17 protein-coding genes are annotated in these 19,262 nt (G+C 60.8%); 16 read left to right on the top strand and 1 reads right to left on the bottom strand.

The annotated features are described in order from the left end of the window. The first annotated feature begins 22 nt into the window (after nt 1–22). Together QP994_RS01135 and QP994_RS01130 are read left to right on the top strand one after the other, a co-directional pair. Nucleotides 23–190: a hypothetical protein gene (locus QP994_RS01135; protein ID WP_284854325.1), complete on the top strand. Its 168-nt coding sequence runs from the start codon at nt 23–25 to the stop codon at nt 188–190. A 6-nt stretch (nt 191–196) separates the two neighbouring features. Continuing rightward, nucleotides 197–337 (top strand): hypothetical protein, encoded by a 141-nt coding sequence (locus QP994_RS01130; protein ID WP_284854326.1) that lies wholly within the window; start codon nt 197–199, stop codon nt 335–337. Nucleotides 338–405: 68 nt separating this feature from the next. Here the strand turns inward: QP994_RS01130 and malQ are convergent, their stop codons facing one another. Next, nucleotides 406–2,577 (bottom strand): 4-alpha-glucanotransferase, encoded by a 2,172-nt coding sequence (gene malQ, locus QP994_RS01125; protein WP_284865063.1) that lies wholly within the window; start codon nt 2,575–2,577, stop codon nt 406–408. A 172-nt stretch (nt 2,578–2,749) separates the two neighbouring features. Here malQ and QP994_RS01120 point away from each other — a divergent pair, with 172 nt between their 5' ends. The 14 genes from QP994_RS01120 (at nt 2,750) to era (ending at nt 19,261) form a co-directional block, all read left to right on the top strand. After that, on the top strand, nt 2,750–4,597 hold the full coding sequence (locus QP994_RS01120; RefSeq protein ID WP_284854328.1) for an AMP-dependent synthetase/ligase: 1,848 nt from the start codon (nt 2,750–2,752) through the stop codon (nt 4,595–4,597). A gap of 99 nt (nt 4,598–4,696) precedes the next feature. Next, nucleotides 4,697–6,499, top strand: a complete 1,803-nt coding sequence (locus tag QP994_RS01115; RefSeq protein WP_284865062.1) for an AMP-dependent synthetase/ligase — start codon at nt 4,697–4,699, stop codon at nt 6,497–6,499. A gap of 172 nt (nt 6,500–6,671) precedes the next feature. Continuing rightward, entirely contained in the window at nt 6,672–7,340 is a 669-nt protein-coding gene (locus tag QP994_RS01110; RefSeq protein ID WP_284854330.1) for a hypothetical protein, read from the top strand. A gap of 363 nt (nt 7,341–7,703) precedes the next feature. Beyond that, nucleotides 7,704–8,615, top strand: coding sequence for a putative endonuclease domain-containing protein (locus tag QP994_RS01105; RefSeq protein ID WP_284865061.1), 912 nt, complete (start codon nt 7,704–7,706; stop codon nt 8,613–8,615). Nucleotides 8,616–8,635: 20 nt separating this feature from the next. Next, nucleotides 8,636–9,769, top strand: a complete 1,134-nt coding sequence (hemW, locus tag QP994_RS01100; RefSeq protein ID WP_284865060.1) for a radical SAM family heme chaperone HemW — start codon at nt 8,636–8,638, stop codon at nt 9,767–9,769. A gap of 68 nt (nt 9,770–9,837) precedes the next feature. After that, nucleotides 9,838–10,863 (top strand): heat-inducible transcriptional repressor HrcA, encoded by a 1,026-nt coding sequence (gene hrcA, locus QP994_RS01095; protein WP_284854333.1) that lies wholly within the window; start codon nt 9,838–9,840, stop codon nt 10,861–10,863. Nucleotides 10,864–10,870: 7 nt separating this feature from the next. Then, entirely contained in the window at nt 10,871–12,001 is a 1,131-nt protein-coding gene (dnaJ, locus tag QP994_RS01090; RefSeq protein ID WP_284854334.1) for a molecular chaperone DnaJ, read from the top strand. Nucleotides 12,002–12,005: 4 nt separating this feature from the next. Beyond that, nucleotides 12,006–12,713: a 16S rRNA (uracil(1498)-N(3))-methyltransferase gene (locus QP994_RS01085; protein WP_284865059.1), complete on the top strand. Its 708-nt coding sequence runs from the start codon at nt 12,006–12,008 to the stop codon at nt 12,711–12,713. 10 nt (nt 12,714–12,723) lie between these two features. Further along, nucleotides 12,724–13,758 (top strand): PhoH family protein, encoded by a 1,035-nt coding sequence (locus QP994_RS01080; protein ID WP_284865058.1) that lies wholly within the window; start codon nt 12,724–12,726, stop codon nt 13,756–13,758. Then, nucleotides 13,755–14,324 carry an rRNA maturation RNase YbeY gene (gene ybeY / locus QP994_RS01075; RefSeq protein ID WP_284865057.1) on the top strand — a complete coding sequence of 190 codons (570 nt, stop codon included), beginning with the start codon at nt 13,755–13,757 and terminating at the stop codon, nt 14,322–14,324. Before QP994_RS01080 ends, ybeY begins: the two co-directional genes overlap by 4 nt. Before the next feature lie 5 nt (nt 14,325–14,329). Then, nucleotides 14,330–15,733 carry a hemolysin family protein gene (locus QP994_RS01070; protein WP_284865056.1) on the top strand — a complete coding sequence of 468 codons (1,404 nt, stop codon included), beginning with the start codon at nt 14,330–14,332 and terminating at the stop codon, nt 15,731–15,733. 215 nt (nt 15,734–15,948) lie between these two features. Further along, nucleotides 15,949–17,043 carry an HNH endonuclease signature motif containing protein gene (locus tag QP994_RS01065; RefSeq protein WP_284865055.1) on the top strand — a complete coding sequence of 365 codons (1,095 nt, stop codon included), beginning with the start codon at nt 15,949–15,951 and terminating at the stop codon, nt 17,041–17,043. A gap of 259 nt (nt 17,044–17,302) precedes the next feature. Beyond that, nucleotides 17,303–18,184, top strand: coding sequence for a pyridoxal kinase PdxY (gene pdxY, locus QP994_RS01060; protein WP_502869984.1), 882 nt, complete (start codon nt 17,303–17,305; stop codon nt 18,182–18,184). A gap of 66 nt (nt 18,185–18,250) precedes the next feature. Further along, nucleotides 18,251–19,261: a GTPase Era gene (gene era / locus QP994_RS01055; RefSeq protein ID WP_284854341.1), complete on the top strand. Its 1,011-nt coding sequence runs from the start codon at nt 18,251–18,253 to the stop codon at nt 19,259–19,261. The last annotated feature ends 1 nt before the right edge of the window (nt 19,262 follow it).

Genomic DNA, 19,262 nt, shown 5'->3' with positions numbered 1-19,262 from the left:
TTAACCGGGTAGTTTAGGGTGCGTGATCGACATTGGATTCAGCCTGACTCAGGCAAGCCCCTGGGTGCAGCTGCCCCTCGTTCTCCTCTTCGCGCTGCCCGCGGCTGTCGTCGCCGCCGCTGGTCTGATGCGTGGGGTGGACTGGCTCGCTGCAGTTTTGGGGGATTCCACACAAGGCGACGTAGAGTAGGTTTTTATGGCTAACCCCGAAGACCTGCGCAGGGAAGATCAGAAGCTTCCCAAGGCACGCAGGAAGTACCCGCGTTCGCGCGTCACCCAGGCACTGTGGGTGCTCATTGCGCTCGTGCTCATCGCGGGTGTTGTCAGCATGCTGTAGATGCTCACGATGCCAACAGGGCATCTCAAGGGATTCAGGCAGCTAGAGCACGTACAGGATTAAGGCATCTAGCTTCGTAGCGGACGGGCAGATGCTTCCGCCATTGTGCGGAAGAGCTCGATGTTCTCCAGATCCTCAATGAGCACGGCTTTGCCTTCCTTGTCGCACAACGGCACGCACCAGTTCTTGTACTGCTCTGCGTTGGTGCCAGGCAGGTTCTGAACCCGTTTGTCACCCACCATGTCCACCAGGTTGGTGCAGGTGAGAGCGGAATTTGTGCCGGCGATGAAACGGGTCAGGCCTAAGACGAGTTCATCCACATCGCCACGTTCATCGCGGTCCAATCCGGCGAAGTGTTGATCCGCCAGATCTGTTCCGGCGAAGGCTCCGGATTCACGCGCTGTGTCCAAGACGTCGCACTGCCATGCCACATCGGTGGCGTCGATGTCCTCAAACGCGTCGCTCATAAGCCCCAGCTCATTGCGCAACGCATTGTGGGCGCCGGACAGGTAGCCTGCGGTGGGTGGCAGATCGTGCGTGCCAATGGAGGATAGTGCCAGGTGGCGGTACTCCTGCTGGCCCAGCGGACGGCCGTCAGTGGGGGAGCTTTCAAACCAGATGACGGATGTGCCCAGCACGCCACGATCACGCAGAACATCCTGGACCCACGGCTCGAAGGTACCCAAATCCTCACCCACAACAACCGCGCCGGCGCGCTGCGCCTCCAACGCGAGGATGCCCAGCATCGCTTCATGGTCGTAGTTCATATACGCGCCATTGGCGGGTGTGGACATGCGCGGGATCCAGAACAGGCGGAACAGGCCCAAGATGTGGTCCACGCGGATGCCGCCGGAGTGGGAGAGCACGGTGCGCAAAAGATCACGCCACGGCTTGTAGCCGACTTCAGCCAGCTTGTATGGGTTCCATGGTGGCTGGGACCAGTCCTGGCCTTGCTGGGAGTAGCCGTCCGGCGGGGCGCCGACCGAAGCGTCCGGTACCAGGACCTTGCGCAGCGTGTGTGCATCTGCCCCGCCCGGGTGAACGCCGACCGCCAGGTCCGTCATGATGCCAATGCGCATCCCGGCTTGCGTGGCTTTTTCCTGGGCGGCAGCGCGTTGCCGGTCGGCGACAAACTGTAGCCACATGTAGAAGCGGGCGAGCTCTTCTTGCTGTTCAACAGGTACAACGATGCGGTGCTTATCGCCGGCGGCGCGCGTATCCCGGTCAATCTCTGCCTGTGCGCACCACTGAGCAAAGGTCACCAGGCCCTCGCCCTGATCCGCAATGAACGCGTCAAAAGCGTCATGGTCGCCGGATTCCTCGAAGAGGAAGTACAGCTCCTGCAAGGCGGCCAGCTTGGTGTCAAAGATCGTGTTGCGTTCAATGCAGTCCGCGGAGCGGTTACGCGCTTTCAGTTCAGTGGACAGTTCGTTGATCTCGCTGCGCGTCTCTTCGTCGAGAAGCGCAAATTCCGGCACATCTTCCACCGCAATATAAATGGGGTTCACGAACCTGCGCGACGTGGGCAGATACGGTGAGTCTTCCACGGGAGGGAAAGGTTGCGCCGCATGAACCGGATTGATCAGCAGGTAATCAGCGCCGTGACGTGCAGCCACCACGGCGAGTTCGCCCAGGTCGTGGAAGTCGCCGATGCCCCAGGACTGCTCCGAGCGAACGGAATACAGCTGCGCCATCATGCCCCACGCGGGATTCTGCACAAGCTCAAGATTCGTGTTCAGCACCCGCGGCGTCACCACAAGAGTGCACTCTTGTGCGATGTCAGCTTGCTCGCTTGTCGACGCCAAATGGATCCTATGCCACCCCACCGGCAGATCCCCGCGGGTGTGGAAGGATGCTTCGCCCCATTCGATGCCATCACGCCATGTGGGCGGATTCCAGTTTTCATCCTGGTAGACGGGGGAGGTGGAACCATCCTCGAGCGTGATCCACACGTCGGCGGGGGCACCCTCTGGGACGTGGATGGCGAAGGATTTTTCCTCCCCCTCACGTGCCACCACAACTGGTGGTAGGGGACGAGTTGCCCAGTGACGCTGCCATGCGTCGAGTGCCTCAGTGAGTTCTTCTTTTGAGGGGTCGTCCGACAAAGGGACGTCGAGAGCCTGAAGTAGCGTGACCAGGGATTCACGCGGTGACGCTACGGTCTCACTGGTCAGCCCACGGTACGTGAGGGAGAAGCCATAGGCGGTTGCAAGATTCTCGAGGAGGTCGGTGTCAGCCACACTGTCGCATTCTGCCAAAGAACGCCGGCGATCGCTTCATCTTAGTGAGACTCAGACTAATTTTTCCCACAAAAGTGGCTGGCCAAGTGTGCGTTACCCGCCACACACAAGGTACGGTTTTGTATTGTTCGACACACCGCGAAGGTCGCGAAAAGTAGCGAAAGGTAGGTCCGTGACTACTCCCAGCAAGACGTATTCCACCCCAGCAGGCTTTACGCTCGCGCCCGACGAGAACTGCCTGACGCTCGTAATTAAGCAGTGCACGGAGAATCCCGACAAGGTGATGTTCTCCCGCCCTGATGGCCATGACTGGGTAGAAGTGACCGGCCGTGAGTTCATGGAGCAGTTCCGTGCCGTAGCTAAGGGGCTGGTGGCTAATGGCATTGAGTTCGGTGACCGCGTGGCGCTCATGGCGGATTCCAGCTACGGCTGGGCCGTCATGGACTTTGCTATTTGGGCTGCCGGTGCATCGAGCGTGCCGGTCTACCCCTCTTCGTCAGAGCACCAGGTCCAGTGGATCGTGGAGGACTCTGGTGCTCGCATCGCGGTCACGGATACAGAGGCGAACCGTCAGCTCTACAACAACCTGTTGTTGGGTGAAGATGGCACGCCACGACTGAAGGATTCACCGTCCCAGCTGCTGCGCACGCTATCCTTTGCGGAGGATGCGCTTGAGGTTCTCGCTGAGGATGGCAAGGACGTTGAGGATGCAGTTATTGACGATCGCATTTCCCGCATCCAGCACGACGACCTAGCCTCGCTGGTGTACACCTCCGGCACGACCGGCCGCCCCAAGGGCTGCATCCTGACCCACCTGGTGTGGGCGCATGAGGCAGTAGCGCTGTTGACCCACCCGATTGGTCACACCATTGCTACCCGCCCGGACGTCCGCTACGTCACCATCCTGCCCCTGGCCCACGTTCTAGCTCGTGCCGTTGCCTTGGCTTCCACCATTGCTGGTGCGCACCAGATTCACTGGTCTGACACCCGCACCATCGTCATGGGGCTCCAGCGTTTCCAGCCGCACATGCTGCTGGGTGTGCCGCGCATCTTTGAGAAGGTGCGCGATGGCGCCTACAACAAGGCTGCCGATAGCTCCGACTTTGCGGCGCGCACCTTCCTTCAGGCGGAGAAGGCCGCGGTGGCCTACTCCAAGGCGCTGGATACCCCGGAGGGGCCGTCGCTGTTCCTGAAGGCGAGGCGCGCCATCTTTGACCGCCTTGTGTACAAGAAGCTGCGCGATGCGGTTGGTGGGGAAGCCGAATTTGCTATCTCCGGTGGCTCTGCACTGTCCAAGCACCTCAACCACTTCTTCCGCGGTGCGCGTTTGCCAATCTGTGAAGGCTACGGGCTGACCGAAACCGCTGCTGCTGCAGCCGTGAACTTTGGTGAGGAAACCAAGATCGGTACCGTGGGCAAGCCTCTCAACGGTTACTCCGCAATGATCAATGAAGACGGTGAGATCTGCTTCAAGGGCGACGGTGTGTTCAAGGGCTACTGGAACAACCCGGAAGCCACCGCTGAGGCGATCAAGGATGGCTGGTTCTGCACCGGCGACTTGGGTGAGATTGATGAGGACGGCTACATCACCATCACCGGCCGCAAGAAGGACCTCATTGTCACCGCCGGCGGCAAGAACGTCTCGCCTGGTCCGATGGAGGACATTCTGCGCGGTGATCCGCTGATTTCCCAGGCGCTGATCGTCGGCGATGGTAAGCCCTACGTTGGTGTGCTAGTCACCCTCGACGAGGACGAGCTGCGCCGCTGGAAGGAGCGCAACAACGTTCCGGAGTCCACCCCGCTGCGTCAGTTGGTGAAGACGCCGGAGCTGCGCGCTTACGTCCAGGATGCTGTGAATGAGGTCAACCGCACGGTCAGCCACGCGGAGCAGATTAAGAAGTTCCGTATTCTGACCAGGGATCTTTCGGAGGATTCCGGCGAGATGACCCCGACTATGAAGATCAAGCGCAACGTGGTCTTTGAGCGCTACAAGAAGGACATCGATCGCTTGTACCGCTAATTGTGGCGTAGTTAACAAAAAGTTTCTGAAACCGCCACGAACACACTCCCTTCACGGTATTTTTACTTTGCAAAGTACCTCGAAGGGAGTTTTACTGTCATGGCCCTGTCCACCTATACCACTCCGGCACCATTCACCGTCGCGCCGGATGAAAACTGCTACTCGGCTCTCGTGGCTAATGCTGAGGCCCGCCCGGACACAGTGTTGTTCACCAAACCCGAAGCTCACGAGTGGCGAGATGTCACTGCGGCTGAGTTCGTCGCCGAGGTGCGCGAAGTGGCCAAGGGGCTCATCGCTTTGGGCGCGCAGAAGGGCGATCGTGTTGCCCTTCTTTCTGGTGCGCGCTACGAGTGGGCAGTGGTGGACTTTGCCATCATGGCCGCCGGCCTGACCACCGCCGCGATCTACCCCACGAGCTCCCTGGACCAGGTGCAGTGGATCGTCGAAGATTCCGGCGCCGTCATCGCGATCGGGGAGCGCCCAGAGCACGGCAGCATGTTCTCCTCGGTCATCGATTCGGATCTCCGCGAGATTATGCTTTTCGACGATGAACCCGGCGCCATCGCCACCCTCAAGGAAGCCGGCCAGTCTGTTACTGACGCTGAGCTGGATGAGCGCATCGCCGGAATCCACCACGATGACATTGCCTCCTTGGTGTACACCTCCGGCACCACCGGCCGTGCCAAGGGCTGCATGATCACCCACCTGAACTGGATCTTCCAGATTCGTGGTCTTTTGGCTCACCCGGCTGGCCAGGTGGCTCACCGTGGCAACAAGGTGGTCACCTACCTGCCCCTGGCTCACGTCATGGCGCGCTCCGTGCACCTGGCCGCCACGATCGGTGAAACCACCCAAACCCACTGGCAGGACGTGTCCACCATTGCTGCTGAGTTCCAGCGCGTGAAGCCGGATCTCGTGCTTGGTGTGCCGCGTGTGTATGAGAAGGTGCGTGACGCTGCGCGCAGAAAAGCATCCGATGGCTCCGCGATCGGCGCGAAGATCTTCGCTGACGCGGAAAAGACCGCCATCGCCTACTCCGAGTCGCTGGACAAGGGCGGCCCTTCGCTAGTGTTGCGCGCGAAGCGAGCGCTCTTTGACAAGCTCGTCTACTCCAAGATCCGCGAGGCCCTCGGAGGCAAGATGTCTTACGGTATCTCCGGCGGCTCCGCACTGGGCATCCCACTAGGCCACTTCTACCGCGGTGCCGGCCTGCCGGTCTATGAGGGATACGGTCTCACCGAAACGTCCTCCGCCGCCGCACTCAGCTTCGGCGATGACCGCAAGATCGGCAGCGTGGGCAAGCCCATGATGGGCTACACCGTCAAACTCACAGAGGAAGGCGAGATCTGCTTCTCCGGCCCCGGCGTTTTCACCGGGTACTGGAAGAACGAGGAAGCTACCAAGGAAGCGCTTATCGACGGCTTCTTCCACACCGGCGACCTCGGCCACCTCGACGATGACGGGAACATCTTCATCACCGGCCGCAAGAAGGACATCCTGGTCACCTCCGGCGGCAAGAACGTTGCCCCGCAGCCACTCGAGGAGCTGCTCCGCCAGGATCCGCTCATCTCCCAGGCGGTCGTGGTTGGTGACGGCAAGCCGTTCATCGGTGCCCTCATCGCCCTTGATGAGGACGCGCTTTCGACGTGGAAAGCGGAGCGTGGCATCGATCCGGACGAGCCCACCTACCGTCTGGCCAAGCGCAATGACCTGCGCATGGAAATGCAGGACGCCATCAACCGCACCAACCAGGCAGTGAGTAATGCGGAAGCGATTAAGAAGTTCCGCATTCTCCCGCGCGACCTCACCGAAGCGGACGGCGAACTGACCCCGTCCCTGAAGGTGAAGCGTCCGGCGGTGCTGAAGAGCTTCGACCACCAGATGCGCAAGCTCTACCCGTAGAACTACTCACCCCGCTATGGTCCCCGGCCTTGTTGCCGGGGACCATTCTCCTTTTGGCACGAGTTTTAGTCTCTGTTTGATGCTCTTCCGGCGCGCCGTACAGGAACCTGTGAATTTCTGGCTTAATGTTGGCCACCGAACCCACTAACCCGGTCAACCCAAGGAGGCGAGTGTGCACCGGACCGCTGCGACGCTGCGCCACCGCGAGCTGACCCAAGAGGTCTACAACATCGGCGACGAAGTTGCCGAATACATCGAGCACATCGCCGAAGCTATCGCCGATTACGATGGCGAACTTACCGACGATTGCCTCGCAGAATTCGCCGAGATTGTCGATGACGCACGCATTGATGCCCGTCGCGTCGTTGGTGAACTGATCGGCCTACGCCAAGCGCTCGTATCTGGGGTCCGCGCTGGGTCTATCTCCGCGGCGTTGCCCGCCGAAGAGCGCATTCCCGAACCTGAGCGCCTCGACGCCTCCGGGCTTTTCGAGCTTTTCCCTCTTCCTTCCCCCTCCCCGGTGAAGGACATGACGGAAGCGTGCGTCCAGCGCACCGACCTTATCGTCCAGCATCTCGGTGAAGTGGTGGACTACACCCTCGAACAAACTGACATGGTCGCGCAGAACCTCGCCGCTGTGTCCCTGCCACACCTCTACGCTCGTGTTGGTGAACTGGTGGAATCTGCCGTTGACGGCTGGCTCGATGCCGTTGCTGCTGAGCACCCCGGCTTCACCCGCGCTATGCGTGGCTCTAACCCACCGAAGTTCCTGGAGGAACGCGCGCGTGTGGATGCGATCGTGGCCAAGGTCGCTGCGAAGCGCTCCCGCCGCGGCGCCTAGTGTGTTCTTGGCCCGTTTCGGTTCCTGACCACCTCGGTTCCTGACCACCTCGGTTCCTGACCACCTCGGTTCCAGCTGACGCCCCCCTAGCCGCCCCAAACCGCAAACCCCAATAAATGTTTTCAAATAAACCAGGATGGGCCGCCAGATTTTTGCGGAGACTGATGCTGCCACTTGGTTTATTTGAGTTCATTTATTGCAGTTGATTTATTGCAATTCATTCATCACGGTTTGGAAGACAATGAACCGGTGGGCAACAGCGGAAAGGCACCAGCTTGTGGATAACCAAGCGAATTCCACAGGGGTTAATTGGTAAAGCTCGACAAACGGAGCGTCATCACCGAAGCTGTGTTCATGGGGGACATGAGACGAGCGGAATTGGCTGCTTTGATTATTAACTTGCGGACCATGGCGGGGCACAACCGCGAGGTGTTGGCGGGTATCCAGGACGGGTCGGTGACTCTGCTGAGTAGGGACAAGGCAATTCGTACAGAGTGCTACCAGGATCTGCCGGACTACGAGAAGGCGTTTGTGCGGGCTTACGCGGTGGGATTGGGTGCGCATCGGGCGGTGCTGACGGGGTATTCGGCGGCGCGCATACACGGAATGTGGGTGGCGGGCAGTGCTCGCGAGCCAGTTGAGTTGGCGCTGGCGGAGATTCCGCCGCGGGCGCAGTGGCAGTCCGGGACCCTGTACCGGCGGCTGGCATTGGCAGAGGAGGAAATTCTGCACGTGGGTGGGGTGCGGACACCGCGGTTGTTTCGGGTGTTTGTGGAGATTGCTCGGCATCACGGGTTTATCGCCGGCCTGGTGGCGGCGGATTGGTTGAGAGGGATGGGGATGGATCTCGAAGAAATGCGCAGGCAGGTTGCGTTGCTGGGGCCGGTGCGAGGAGTGCGGAATGTGCGTGACGCGGTGGAGTTCTCCGTGGCCTGTTCAGAGTCGCCGTTCGAGCCATACGCGCGGGGTTTGCTCATCCGCGCTGGGTTGAATGTGCAAGCACAAGCATTGCTTTGCGACGGCAAATACCGCGCCGATCTCCTCGTCGAAAGCTGGACGGTCGTGGAGATCGACGGGGATGTGAAGTACTCGGGTGAGTATGGGGAGACGGGACAGGTGTTGTTGGAGGAGAAGAAGCGGGAGAACCGGATCCGGAACGAGGGGATGTCGGTGTTGAGGTACTCTCCAGCGGAGTTGTTGCGGGACCCAGCGAAGTTTGTGCGGGAGGTGCAGGCGGAGGTTGAGCGGAACCGGGCTAAAGTTGCGGTGGCGTGAGTCTGCTTAGACTGGCACGTATGAGTTCTGACGCTTTTGGCGTGTACGTGCACGTCCCGTTTTGTTCGACGCGGTGCGGGTACTGCGACTTCAACACGTATACCCCGTCGGAGACAGAGACGAGCTATGCGGCGTACTTGGATGCGTTAGAGCAAGAGCTGGAGCTGGCCGCGCGAGAATACGGGCAGGAGGGCCAGCCGGCGGACACGGTATTCATTGGTGGGGGAACACCATCGCTATTGGGGGCGGACGGTTTGGGCAGGATCCTCGCACGGATCCGGAACACATTTGGCCTCGTCGAGGGGGCGGAGGTGACCACGGAGTCGAATCCGGAGTCGACCAGTCCGGAGTACTTCGAGAGGCTCAAGACGCATGGGTTCACGCGGGTGTCGTTGGGGATGCAGTCCGCGTCCACGCCGATTTTGAAGGTGTTGGACCGGCAGCACACGCCGGGCCGGGCGGTGGCAGCAGCGAAGGAAGCGCAGGCAGCGGGGTTTGCGCACGTGAATTTGGACCTCATCTACGGCACGCCGACGGAGACGGAAGATGACGTGAAGCGCAGCCTGGAGGCAGTACTGGAAGCGGGGGTGGATCACGTGTCGGCGTATTCGCTGATTGTGGAGGATGGCACGGCGATGTCCCGGAAGATCCGCAAGGGCGAGCTGCCGGCGCCGCAGGAAGATACGTATGCGGACCGCTATGAGCTCATCGCGGACACACTGGCGCAGGCCGGCTACGGCTGGTACGAAGTATCCAATTGGGCGAAGGAAGGTGGAGAGTGCCGGCACAACCTCATCTACTGGCGTGGCGGTCACTGGTGGGGTGCGGGGCCCGGGGCACATGGCTATGTCAACCGGACGCGGTACATGAACGTGAAGCGCCCAGAGCGCTACAACCAGATGCTTGCCGGGCATGAGCTGCCCATCCACAGCACGGAGACCATCACCGACGAGGAGCACCACTTTGAGCAGATCATGCTGGGTCTGCGGCTCAAGGAGGGGATCCCTGCGGGGTGGGTGGGGGAGGGGGCGCGGGGTGTCGTCGATAAGCATGTGCGCGCTGGGCTGCTTGAGGTGGATGAGCGGATTCGGGTGACGGATGCGGGCAGGCTTTTGGCGGACGGGATCATCACGGACATCTTGGCGGCGGAGTGATCCGACGCTAGACTGGCTTAGCAGTCGACGCTTTAGAGTGCTAAATGAGTGCTAAGGAGGGCGCGAACATGGCTAGTCCTGCACGCGAACGTAGGCAGGCGGTTCTGCGCGCGATCGTGGCGGACTACATCGCGATGCAGGAGCCGGTCGGATCCAAAACCCTGGTGGAGAAGCACAAGCTCCAGGTCAGTTCCGCAACGATCCGCAACGATATGGCGGTGCTTGAGACGGAGGGCTACATCGCGCAGCCACACGCGAGCTCGGGGCGCGTACCCACGGAGAAGGGCTACCGCGCCTTCGTCGATGCGATCAATGAGGTCAAACCGCTGTCGCTGCCGGAGCGTCGCGCTATTTCGGATTTCTTGGAATCCGGCGTTGACCTAGAAGACGTGATGCGGCGTTCGGCGCACTTGTTGGCGCAGCTCACACGCCAAGCAGCAGTGGTGCAGCTGCCCACGTTGTCGGTCTCACGCATCAAGCATTGTGAGGTTGTGGCGCTAACGTCGCGTCGCCTGTTGATCGTGGTCATCACGGATAACGGCCGCGTGGATCAGCGCAATGTTGAGCTCAGTTCGCTTATCGACGAATCCGGCGTCACCTACCTCCGCGACCTCCTCAACGGAGCCCTGGCCGGCAAGACGATGTCGGATGCGTCGAGTTCCCTGGCGCTCTTGGCAGCTGATCCGCCACCGGCGGTTGCGGACCACGTGACGCGGGCGATCGCGGTGATCATGGACACCTTGGTGGATACTCCATCGGACCGCGTGTTGATCGCGGGGGCGGCGAACCTGGTGCCAAAGACGACGGATTTGCTGAGCGTCGTGGAGGCACTGGAGGAGCAGGTGGTGGTGCTCAAGCTGCTGGCTAATCTGCCGGAGCTGGGTAATGTCTCCGTGGTTATCGGCAAAGAAAATGAGGATGAGGATCTAGCGAAGGCCAGTATCGTGACCACCAGTTATGGCGCCGCGGGGGAGACGTTTGGTGGTTTGGGTGTCCTCGGCCCGACGTACATGGACTACCCCGGTACGATTCAAAAGGTTGCGGCGGTGGCAAACTACATCAGCCTGATTCTCGCCGGCGAAGAAAGGACTTAACTCAACTGTGGCACGCGATTACTACGGCATCTTGGGTGTGGATAAGAACGCCACGGATACGGAGATTAAGAAGGCGTACCGGCGTTTGGCACGCAAGTATCACCCGGATGTGAACGACACGGATGAGGCGGCGGAGAAGTTCCGCGAAATCTCCTTGGCGCAGGAAGTACTGCTCGACCCGGATAAACGGCACATCGTGGATCGTGGGGGCGACCCGATGGAGCAGGCTGCCGGCGGTGCCGGCGGCGGTGGATTCGGGTTCGGCGATATCTTCGAGGCTTTCTTCGGTGACAGCGCCGGTGGCGGAGGCCGTGGGCCACGTTCCCGCGTGCAGCCAGGTAGTGACGCGTTGTTGCGCACCACGATCACGTTGGCGGAGGCCTACACCGGCACTCGCCAGGAAGTGACCGTGGATACCGCTGTGCTGTGTGAGCACTGCCATGGCACGGGCTCAGAATCTGAGTCCAAGCCTGTGATGTGTGATGGTTGTGATGGTCACGGCCAGGTGCAGCAGGTGCAGCAGTCTTTCTTGGGCAACATCATGACCACGACGACGTGCCCGAAGTGTTCCGGTTTCGGTGAGATCATCACCGATCCGTGCCAGAAGTGCGGTAGTCAGGGTCGTGTGCGTTCGCGTCGGGACATCACGGTGAATATCCCTGCCGGTATTTCCTCCGGTATGCGCATCCGTATGGCTGGTCAGGGTGAGGTCGGCCACGGTGGTGGCGCAGCGGGTGACCTGTACGTGGAGGTCACCACGGATAACCACCCGGTGTTTGTCCGTGATGGGGACAACCTGCACCTGAAGGTCTCCGTGCCCATGTTCGATGCAGCGCTGGGCACGGACGTGACGGTGGAGAACCTGGCGGGGGAGACCACCACGATTGAGATCCCGGCTGGTACGCAGCCGAATGAGGAGATCGTGCTGGAAGGCGAAGGCATGCCGCGCCTGCGTGCGGAAGGCGCTGGCAACATGGTGGCCCACGTCCAGGTTGTTGTGCCGACGGAGCTGACCAAGGACCAGCGTGCAGCCCTCGAGGACCTGCGTGCCGGCCATGACGCTGAGGCCTTCGTGGAGGAAGAACATCCGGAAGGTGGCAGCTTCTTCGGTCGCATGCGCAACCGTTTCCGCCGCTAGAATCATGAGTCTGCCGTATTTCATCACCAAGGATCCCGTATCCGGTCGCCTTAGCGGACCCGAGGGGCGCCACGCCGTCACTGTCAAAAGGATTCAGCCCGGAGAGCACGTCATGCTTATCGACGGCACCGGTACCACCGCCGAAGTCCGCGTCACCGCGGTGGAGGGGAAGGATGGGCTGGTGGGGGAGGTCGTCGATAAGCAAAAAGTGCCTTTACCTACGCCGAGGGTGACGATTGTGCAGGCCATCCCGAAATCTGAGCGTGCGGAGTTGGCCGTGGACCTGGCAACGCAAGGTGGCGCGGATGCGATCGTGCCATGGATTTCGCACCGCACGATCGCGCGATGGCAGGGCCCGAAGGTGGCCAAGAATGTGGAGAAATGGCAGGCCACCGCGCGTGAAGCGGCGAAACAATCGCGCCGGGCGTGGATCCCGCAGGTGCATGATCCGGTGACCACGAACCAGCTGGCGGAGATGCTGCGCGGCAAGGTGGCGTACGTACTGCATGAGGATGCGACCGTGAGCATCAAGGATGTGGATTTGAGTGCGGATGAGATCTTCCTCATCATCGGCCCGGAAGGTGGCATCGGTGAAGACGAACTGGAGCTGCTCGGCGCGCAGGCGATCACGCTTGGCCCGGAAGTTCTGCGCACGGCGAGTGCCGGGCTGGCTGCTCTTTGCGCCGTCGGGGCGTTGACGGGGCGCTGGTAGGGTAAACCGCATGGCAGAACTGGTCACAAGCTCCTACGAGCTCGACCCCGATTACGCCCAAGCTGTATTGGGCATCAATGACGCGACGCTGCATACACTCAATCAGCTGCTCGGCGCCGATCTTTTCGCTCGCGGCACCACCGTAACCATGCGTGGTCCGGTTGACGCCGTGGCGTACGCCGCGCGGGTGGTGGATGAGATTCAGGCGATGGCGCGCCGCGGCATTGTGATCACCCCGGATGCGGTGAAGCACGCGGTGGACATCATGGCCACGGACATGCCGGAATCCGCCGCGGAGATCCTCGGCCGTGAGATCATCGCGCGTCGCGGCAAGGTCATCCGCCCGAAGACGGCTGGCCAGCGGGAATATGTCGATGCGATTGATGAGAACACGATTGTCTTCGGCATCGGCCCCGCCGGCTCCGGTAAGACTTACCTGGCAGTGGCCAAGGCGGTGCAGGCGCTGCAGGCCAAAGAGGTCAAGCGCATCATTCTCACCCGCCCCGCAGTGGAAGCAGGGGAGAAGCTGGGCTTTCTGCCCGGCACGCTGAATGACAAGATTGACCCCTATTTGCGCCCGCTTTACGACGCATTGCGGGACATGCTCGACCCCGACATGATCCCCAAACTCATGGAGGCCGGCATCATCGAAGTGGCGCCGTTGGCCTACATGCGTGGCCGCACGCTTAACGACGCGTTTGTCATTCTAGATGAGGCGCAGAACACCACCCCTTCGCAGATGAAGATGTTCCTCACCCGCCTCGGTTTTGGTTCCAAGATGGTGGTCACTGGCGATATTTCTCAGGTGGACCTGCCACGCGGTGTGGTCTCTGGCCTGCGAATCGTGCGCAAGATCCTGCGCGACGTCCCCGGGATTCACTTCCAGGAGTTCGGAGCCAATGATGTGGTGCGCCACCAATTGGTCAGCCGTATTGTGGCCGCATATGACAAGTATGACGCCGACCGCGCCGCACGGTGGGATGCGGAGGCGGAGCATCAGGCGCATCCGGAGGACACTCCAGCGGACACTAAGGAGCAAGCATGAGCATTGAAGTCCTGAACGAGTCAGGGGAGACGGACGTCAACGAAGAAATGCTCGTTGACGTTGCTTCCTTTGCGTTGCGCGCCATGGACGTTCACCCGGATACAGATCTGACCATCACGTGCGTGGACACACCCACTATGGCGGACCTGCACATGCGGTGGATGGACCTGCCGGGCCCGACGGACGTGATGAGCTTCCCCATGGATGAACTCACCCCTGGTTCCGGCCGCCCGGATGCGCCGGCACCAGGCCCGGCTATGCTGGGCGACATCATCTTGTGCCCGGAGTATGACCGAAAGCAAGCGGACGCCGCCGGCCACCCGCTCGGCCATGAAATGGCGCTGTTGACCGTCCACGGGTGCCTGCACCTGCTGGGTTATGACCACGCCACCCCGGCCGATGAGCGTGAGATGTTCGCACTCCAGAACGAGATCCTGGCGGATTGGTACGACGACTTGGCAGCCCGCGGCGTCACCTACCAGCCCAAACCGGAAGGCAAGCACGCGTTCCCGTCGGCGGCGGATCGGGTGGAGCTTGACGGGATCGTCGATAAGCGAGGCGAGTAACCACCGTGACTTTGTGGGCAACCTACCTGCTCGTAGCACTCGTCTCCTTGGCGGCGGCGGGCGTGATCAAGATGATCGAGTCCGCGCTCATCCCCATTTCCAAAGCGCGCGTGGAAGCCATGGCCAAAGACGAGGTCAGCGGCGCGCGCGCCTTGCTGCGCGTGGTGGATTCCAAAACCAACCACCTCAGCATGCTGGCGCTCGTGCAAATGGTGCTGGACACACTCGCGGCAGTCTTCGCACTGCTCACCGCGCTGGAGCTCATCGAATCCCGCGTGTGGGCGATCACGGCCGCGATCCTGGCTGTGGCGTTGCTGCGTTTTGGCCTCATCGGCATAAATGCGCGCCGGGCCGGCAAGCTGAACCCGTACACGATCTCCCTGCGTGCGGCGCAGATCCTCACCGTCGTGTACACGGTGCTGGGACCGCTGTCCAAGCTGCTCATTCGGGCCAGCAACCTGGTGACCCCTGGTGAAGAGGACCTGGAAAACCCCTACGCCACGGACGTGGAACTACGCGAAGCGGTGGACATCGCGCAAGAGCAGGGCGTGGTGGAAACCACCGAACGCCGCATGATCCAAAACATTTTTGACCTGGCAGACACACAGGCGCGTCAGGTGATGGTGCCCCGCACGGAGATGGTGTGGATTGAACACGAAAAATCCGCCGGCCAGGCAGCCAACCTGATGATCCGCTCCGGACACTCCCGCGTCCCCGTCATCGGGGAAAGCGTTGATGACGTGCTGGGCATCGCGTACCTCAAAGACGTGGTGGCCAAAACCTACAACCGCACTGACGGCGGCACCGGTGTGCGCATCACGGAACTTATGCGCGAACCGATGTACGTCCCCGATTCCAAGCCGCTTGATGATCTGTTGCAGGAAATGCAGCGGGACCAAACCCACATTGCCATCCTGGTGGATGAATACGGTGGCATCGCCGGGCTCATGACCATGGAGGACATTCTCGAAGAGATCGTCGGTGAGATCGCCGATGAGTATGACGCGGACGAGGAAGCCCCGATCGAACCGGTGGACAGTGAGGATTCCGCCCCGGACACCCGCCTTTTCCGCGCCCAGGCACGCTTGCCATTGGATGATCTGGTGGATTACTTCTCCGACGAGCAGGGCTTCACCTTCGAATTCGACGAGGAAATCACGGACAACGTTGAAACCGTCGCGGGCCTACTGTCCTACGGCCTGGGCCGCGTGCCCTTGCCAGGCTCCGATGTGGAAGTAGGCGGCATCCGCTTCACCGCCGAAGGTGGCCGCGATCGCCGCGGACGCATCAAAGTGCGCACCGTACTCATTGAAGTCCCCGAATCGCTTATCGACGCCCCCACCTCCGACACCCCCGAACCCAGCACCTCCGGATCCTCCCGCACCTACCGCCCCGCCCCCAGCGAGTAACGGGTTGAAGGACACCGTGTGTGTCCGAACGTTTTTCGCGGTCCTTAACTTTTTTGCTGGTTCGGGAACTCGGCCTGTTCACGCAGGTCGGCGGCATGTTCCGCACTCTTTTATGCGCGCGGTAGCCTGCCTGGCCTGTGGATAGTTTTTGAGTTATCCACAGGCTTTTCGGCCCCTATCTGCACGTTTTTGTGTTTGCGTTTAGTGTGCGTGGCATGAACACTTTTGCAGCACTCGTGGCGGGTTTAACCAACCCGATGGAGACCCTGGCATCCTTTGATGCCCAGGTCCTCCTCGACGCTGGCTGCAAACCCGCCCTGATTCGCCAATGGACCAACGTCCACAAGGTCTACTACGGGAAAACAAAGTTCACCCGCAAACAAGCCAACGCGATCAAAGTGGCGAAGTCCACGAAGAAGTCCTTGGATCAGCTCGCCTACATCGAATCCCGCCTTGCCGGGATCACCGACCCCGGCAAGACATGGGAGTTACGGCTCGCGTTGCTGTCTGTTCCAGGCAATTATGAGACGTTGCAGCGTCGGGCCAAAGACATCGTCCCCGAAGTAGACAAACCTGCCCCGGAACCAACAATCCGGTTTGGTCGCTCACGCAAACAGTCCCGCCCTATGAACGTTATCGGCTCAGAACACGACATGGCAGCCATCGAGTACGCACTACGCCAAAAAGTCACCGGCGATGGGCCCGCCGGCCCCCAGATGTACGAAGCATTCATGACCATCCTTGGCCTTCGCCCTGACACTGAAGGCGAGACCCCAGCTCGTATTGCTCCTGCTGTGCCCCGCCCGTTGATCCTGATCCCACTAGAAGAACACACCAAAATCATCAGCGGTGTAGGCGATGACATCATCCTGGGGCTAACTGATGGCACCACCATGACCGGTGCTGAACTTCTCGCGCGGGATTATGCCGACGTTCTAGAAGTAGCGGTATTCCACCCACAACAAGGTGCGGTCAACCTGTATGACACGCAACGGTTTGCCAACCAGAAACAACGCGACCTAGCCAGAGCGTTGTCACCAACCTGCCCAGTACCGGATTGTCGGCATGCGGCGGATAACTGTCAGGTCCACCACATCAAAGCCTGGTCGAAGGGTGGGCTAACCAACATGGATAACCTGGCGATGTTGTGCCGGTATCACAACCGCACCAACGATGATGACCCCGAACGCAGCTACCACGGCCGGGTAGGCAACATCCGGGGCGCACCAATGTGGAGATCACCCCGCGGACACCTCGTCCCGAATACCGTCCACCCCTACGGAGCAATGACACTCCTCTACGGTAGATAACCCCACCAACACATGCCGAAAGCCAGCAACAGCTGGTCTTTCGGCATGCCCAAATTCGGTTGGTTTGACTATCGCAAATCACGCACTGCAAAAACGCAGGTCGCGAAGCGCTGCGCCGCGCGATAGTCAAACCGGGTAGTCGTGGCGCCCCATCACCACCAAACCCAACGAAGCGGGTTACTAAAACTAGACACACGTTGTGCCGGTTAGCTCCGAGTAGCCGGGGGTGAATGCGTACCGCCTAAGGGGAGGGAGCACAATGGGGCGCATGAAGAACATCCTCTCCATCCAGTCCGCGGTGGCGTATGGCCACGTGGGCAACTCCGCTGCTGTGTTCCCGCTCCAGCGCATCGGCCATGAGGTGTGGCCGGTGTACACCGTGAACTTTTCCAACCACACCGGCTACGGTGCGTGGGAAGGGCCGCTGATTCCCGCGGAACAGGTACGCAAGATCATTCAGGGGATTGAGGATCGCGGTGCGTTGGCGCGGGTGGATGCGGTGCTGTCGGGCTACCAGGGTGGAGATGATATTGCGGATGTCATCGTGGATACCGTGGCCCGCGTCAAAGAGCTCAACCCGAATGCGGTGTATGCCTGCGACCCGGTGATGGGCAACGCCAAGTCGGGCTGCTTCGTGTCGGACAATATTCCGCCACTGCTGCGGGACAAGGTGGTGCCGGTGGCGGACATCATCACCCCTAACCAGTTTGAGTTGGGCTACCTCACCGGCAAGGAAGCAACGGATTTGGATTCCACGCTGGAAGCCGTAGAAGCTGCACGCGCGATGGGCCCGGACACGGTGTTGGTAACCTCCGTCACACGCTCGGACCAGCCGGAGGACACGGTGGAAATGCTCGTGGTGGACTCCCACGGGCGTTGGTTGGTGCAAACACCACGCTTGGCCTTCAAGCGCAACGGTTCCGGTGACGTGGCGTGTGCACTGTTCACCGGCCACTACATTGAGGCCATCGGCGGGACCGATGCTGCCACCGCTGCTAAGGATGCACTGGCCAAGACTGCATCGAGTGTGTTCGACCTCATTGAGAATACCCACAACGCGAACGCGCCGGAGCTGCTCCTGGTGGAATCCCAGGAGGCATACGCCCACCCGCGGATGCAGTTTGAGGTCACTGAAATCTAACTCCAGCCCCACGCCAGACGCGCCTGACACCAATATCTGGCGGTTGGGGCCGTAGCATGGGACAGCATGAGCGATACTTCTCGTGAGCCAGATTTTCCTGACTTCCCGGATGACGTGCCCGTGGACGCTTTCGCGGGATCGTCGATAAGCGGGTCTGGCTTTGGCGATGTTCCGGAAGGTTTCCGTTCCGGCTTTGTCAGCTTTGTGGGCCGCCCGAATACGGGTAAGTCGACGCTGACGAATGCGCTGGTGGGGGAGAAGATCGCGATCATGGCGGATCAGCCGGAGACGACGCGCCATCCGATCCGTGGGATTGTGAATAGGGAGGATGTGCAGATTGTGCTCGTCGATACGCCTGGTCTGCACCGCCCGCGCACGCTGCTGGGTGAGCGCCTCAATGAGGTGGTTAAGGACACCTTCGCTGACGTGGACGTGATCGGCTTGACCGTGCCCGCGAATGAGAAGATCGGCCCGGGCGACCGGTGGATTCTGGATGCGGTGCGCACAACCAAGCCGAATGCGCCGATCGTGGGCATTGTGACCAAGCTGGACCGGGCCAGCAAAGATCAGGTGGGTGAGCAGTTGATGCGCTTGCACGAGCTGCTGGTGGAGGCCACCGGGCGAGAAGACGTAGATGTTGTGCCGGTGTCCGCCACGGAGGGCGTGCAGCTGGACGTGCTTGTGGATGTACTGAAGAAGCACCTGCCGGAGGGCCCCCGTTTCTACCCCGAGGATCATGTCACGGACGAGGACACGGAGACACGTATCAGCGAACTCATCCGCGAGGAAGCGCTCAAGGGCCTGCGTGAGGAGTTGCCACACTCCGTTGCGGTACAGGTGGACGAGATCATCAACGAAGGTGACCGTGCCAAGATCTACGCCGTGATCTACTTGGAGCGCCCGGGCCAGAAGACGATCCTGGAGGGCCGCGATGGGCGCCGCCTCAACGGGATTGTTCAGCGCGCACGCAAGCAGATCATCGATCTGCTCGGACGCAATGTCTACCTTGACCTGCGCATCAAGGTGTTGAAGAACTGGCAGTCGGACCCCAAGCACTTGGGTAGGTTGGGCTTCTAAG

Source organism: Corynebacterium sp. MSK044 (assembly GCF_030232825.1).
Classification (GTDB): domain Bacteria; phylum Actinomycetota; class Actinomycetes; order Mycobacteriales; family Mycobacteriaceae; genus Corynebacterium.
The sequence above is the reverse complement of the archived record's forward strand: the minus strand, read 5'-3'. Positions and strand labels throughout refer to the sequence as shown.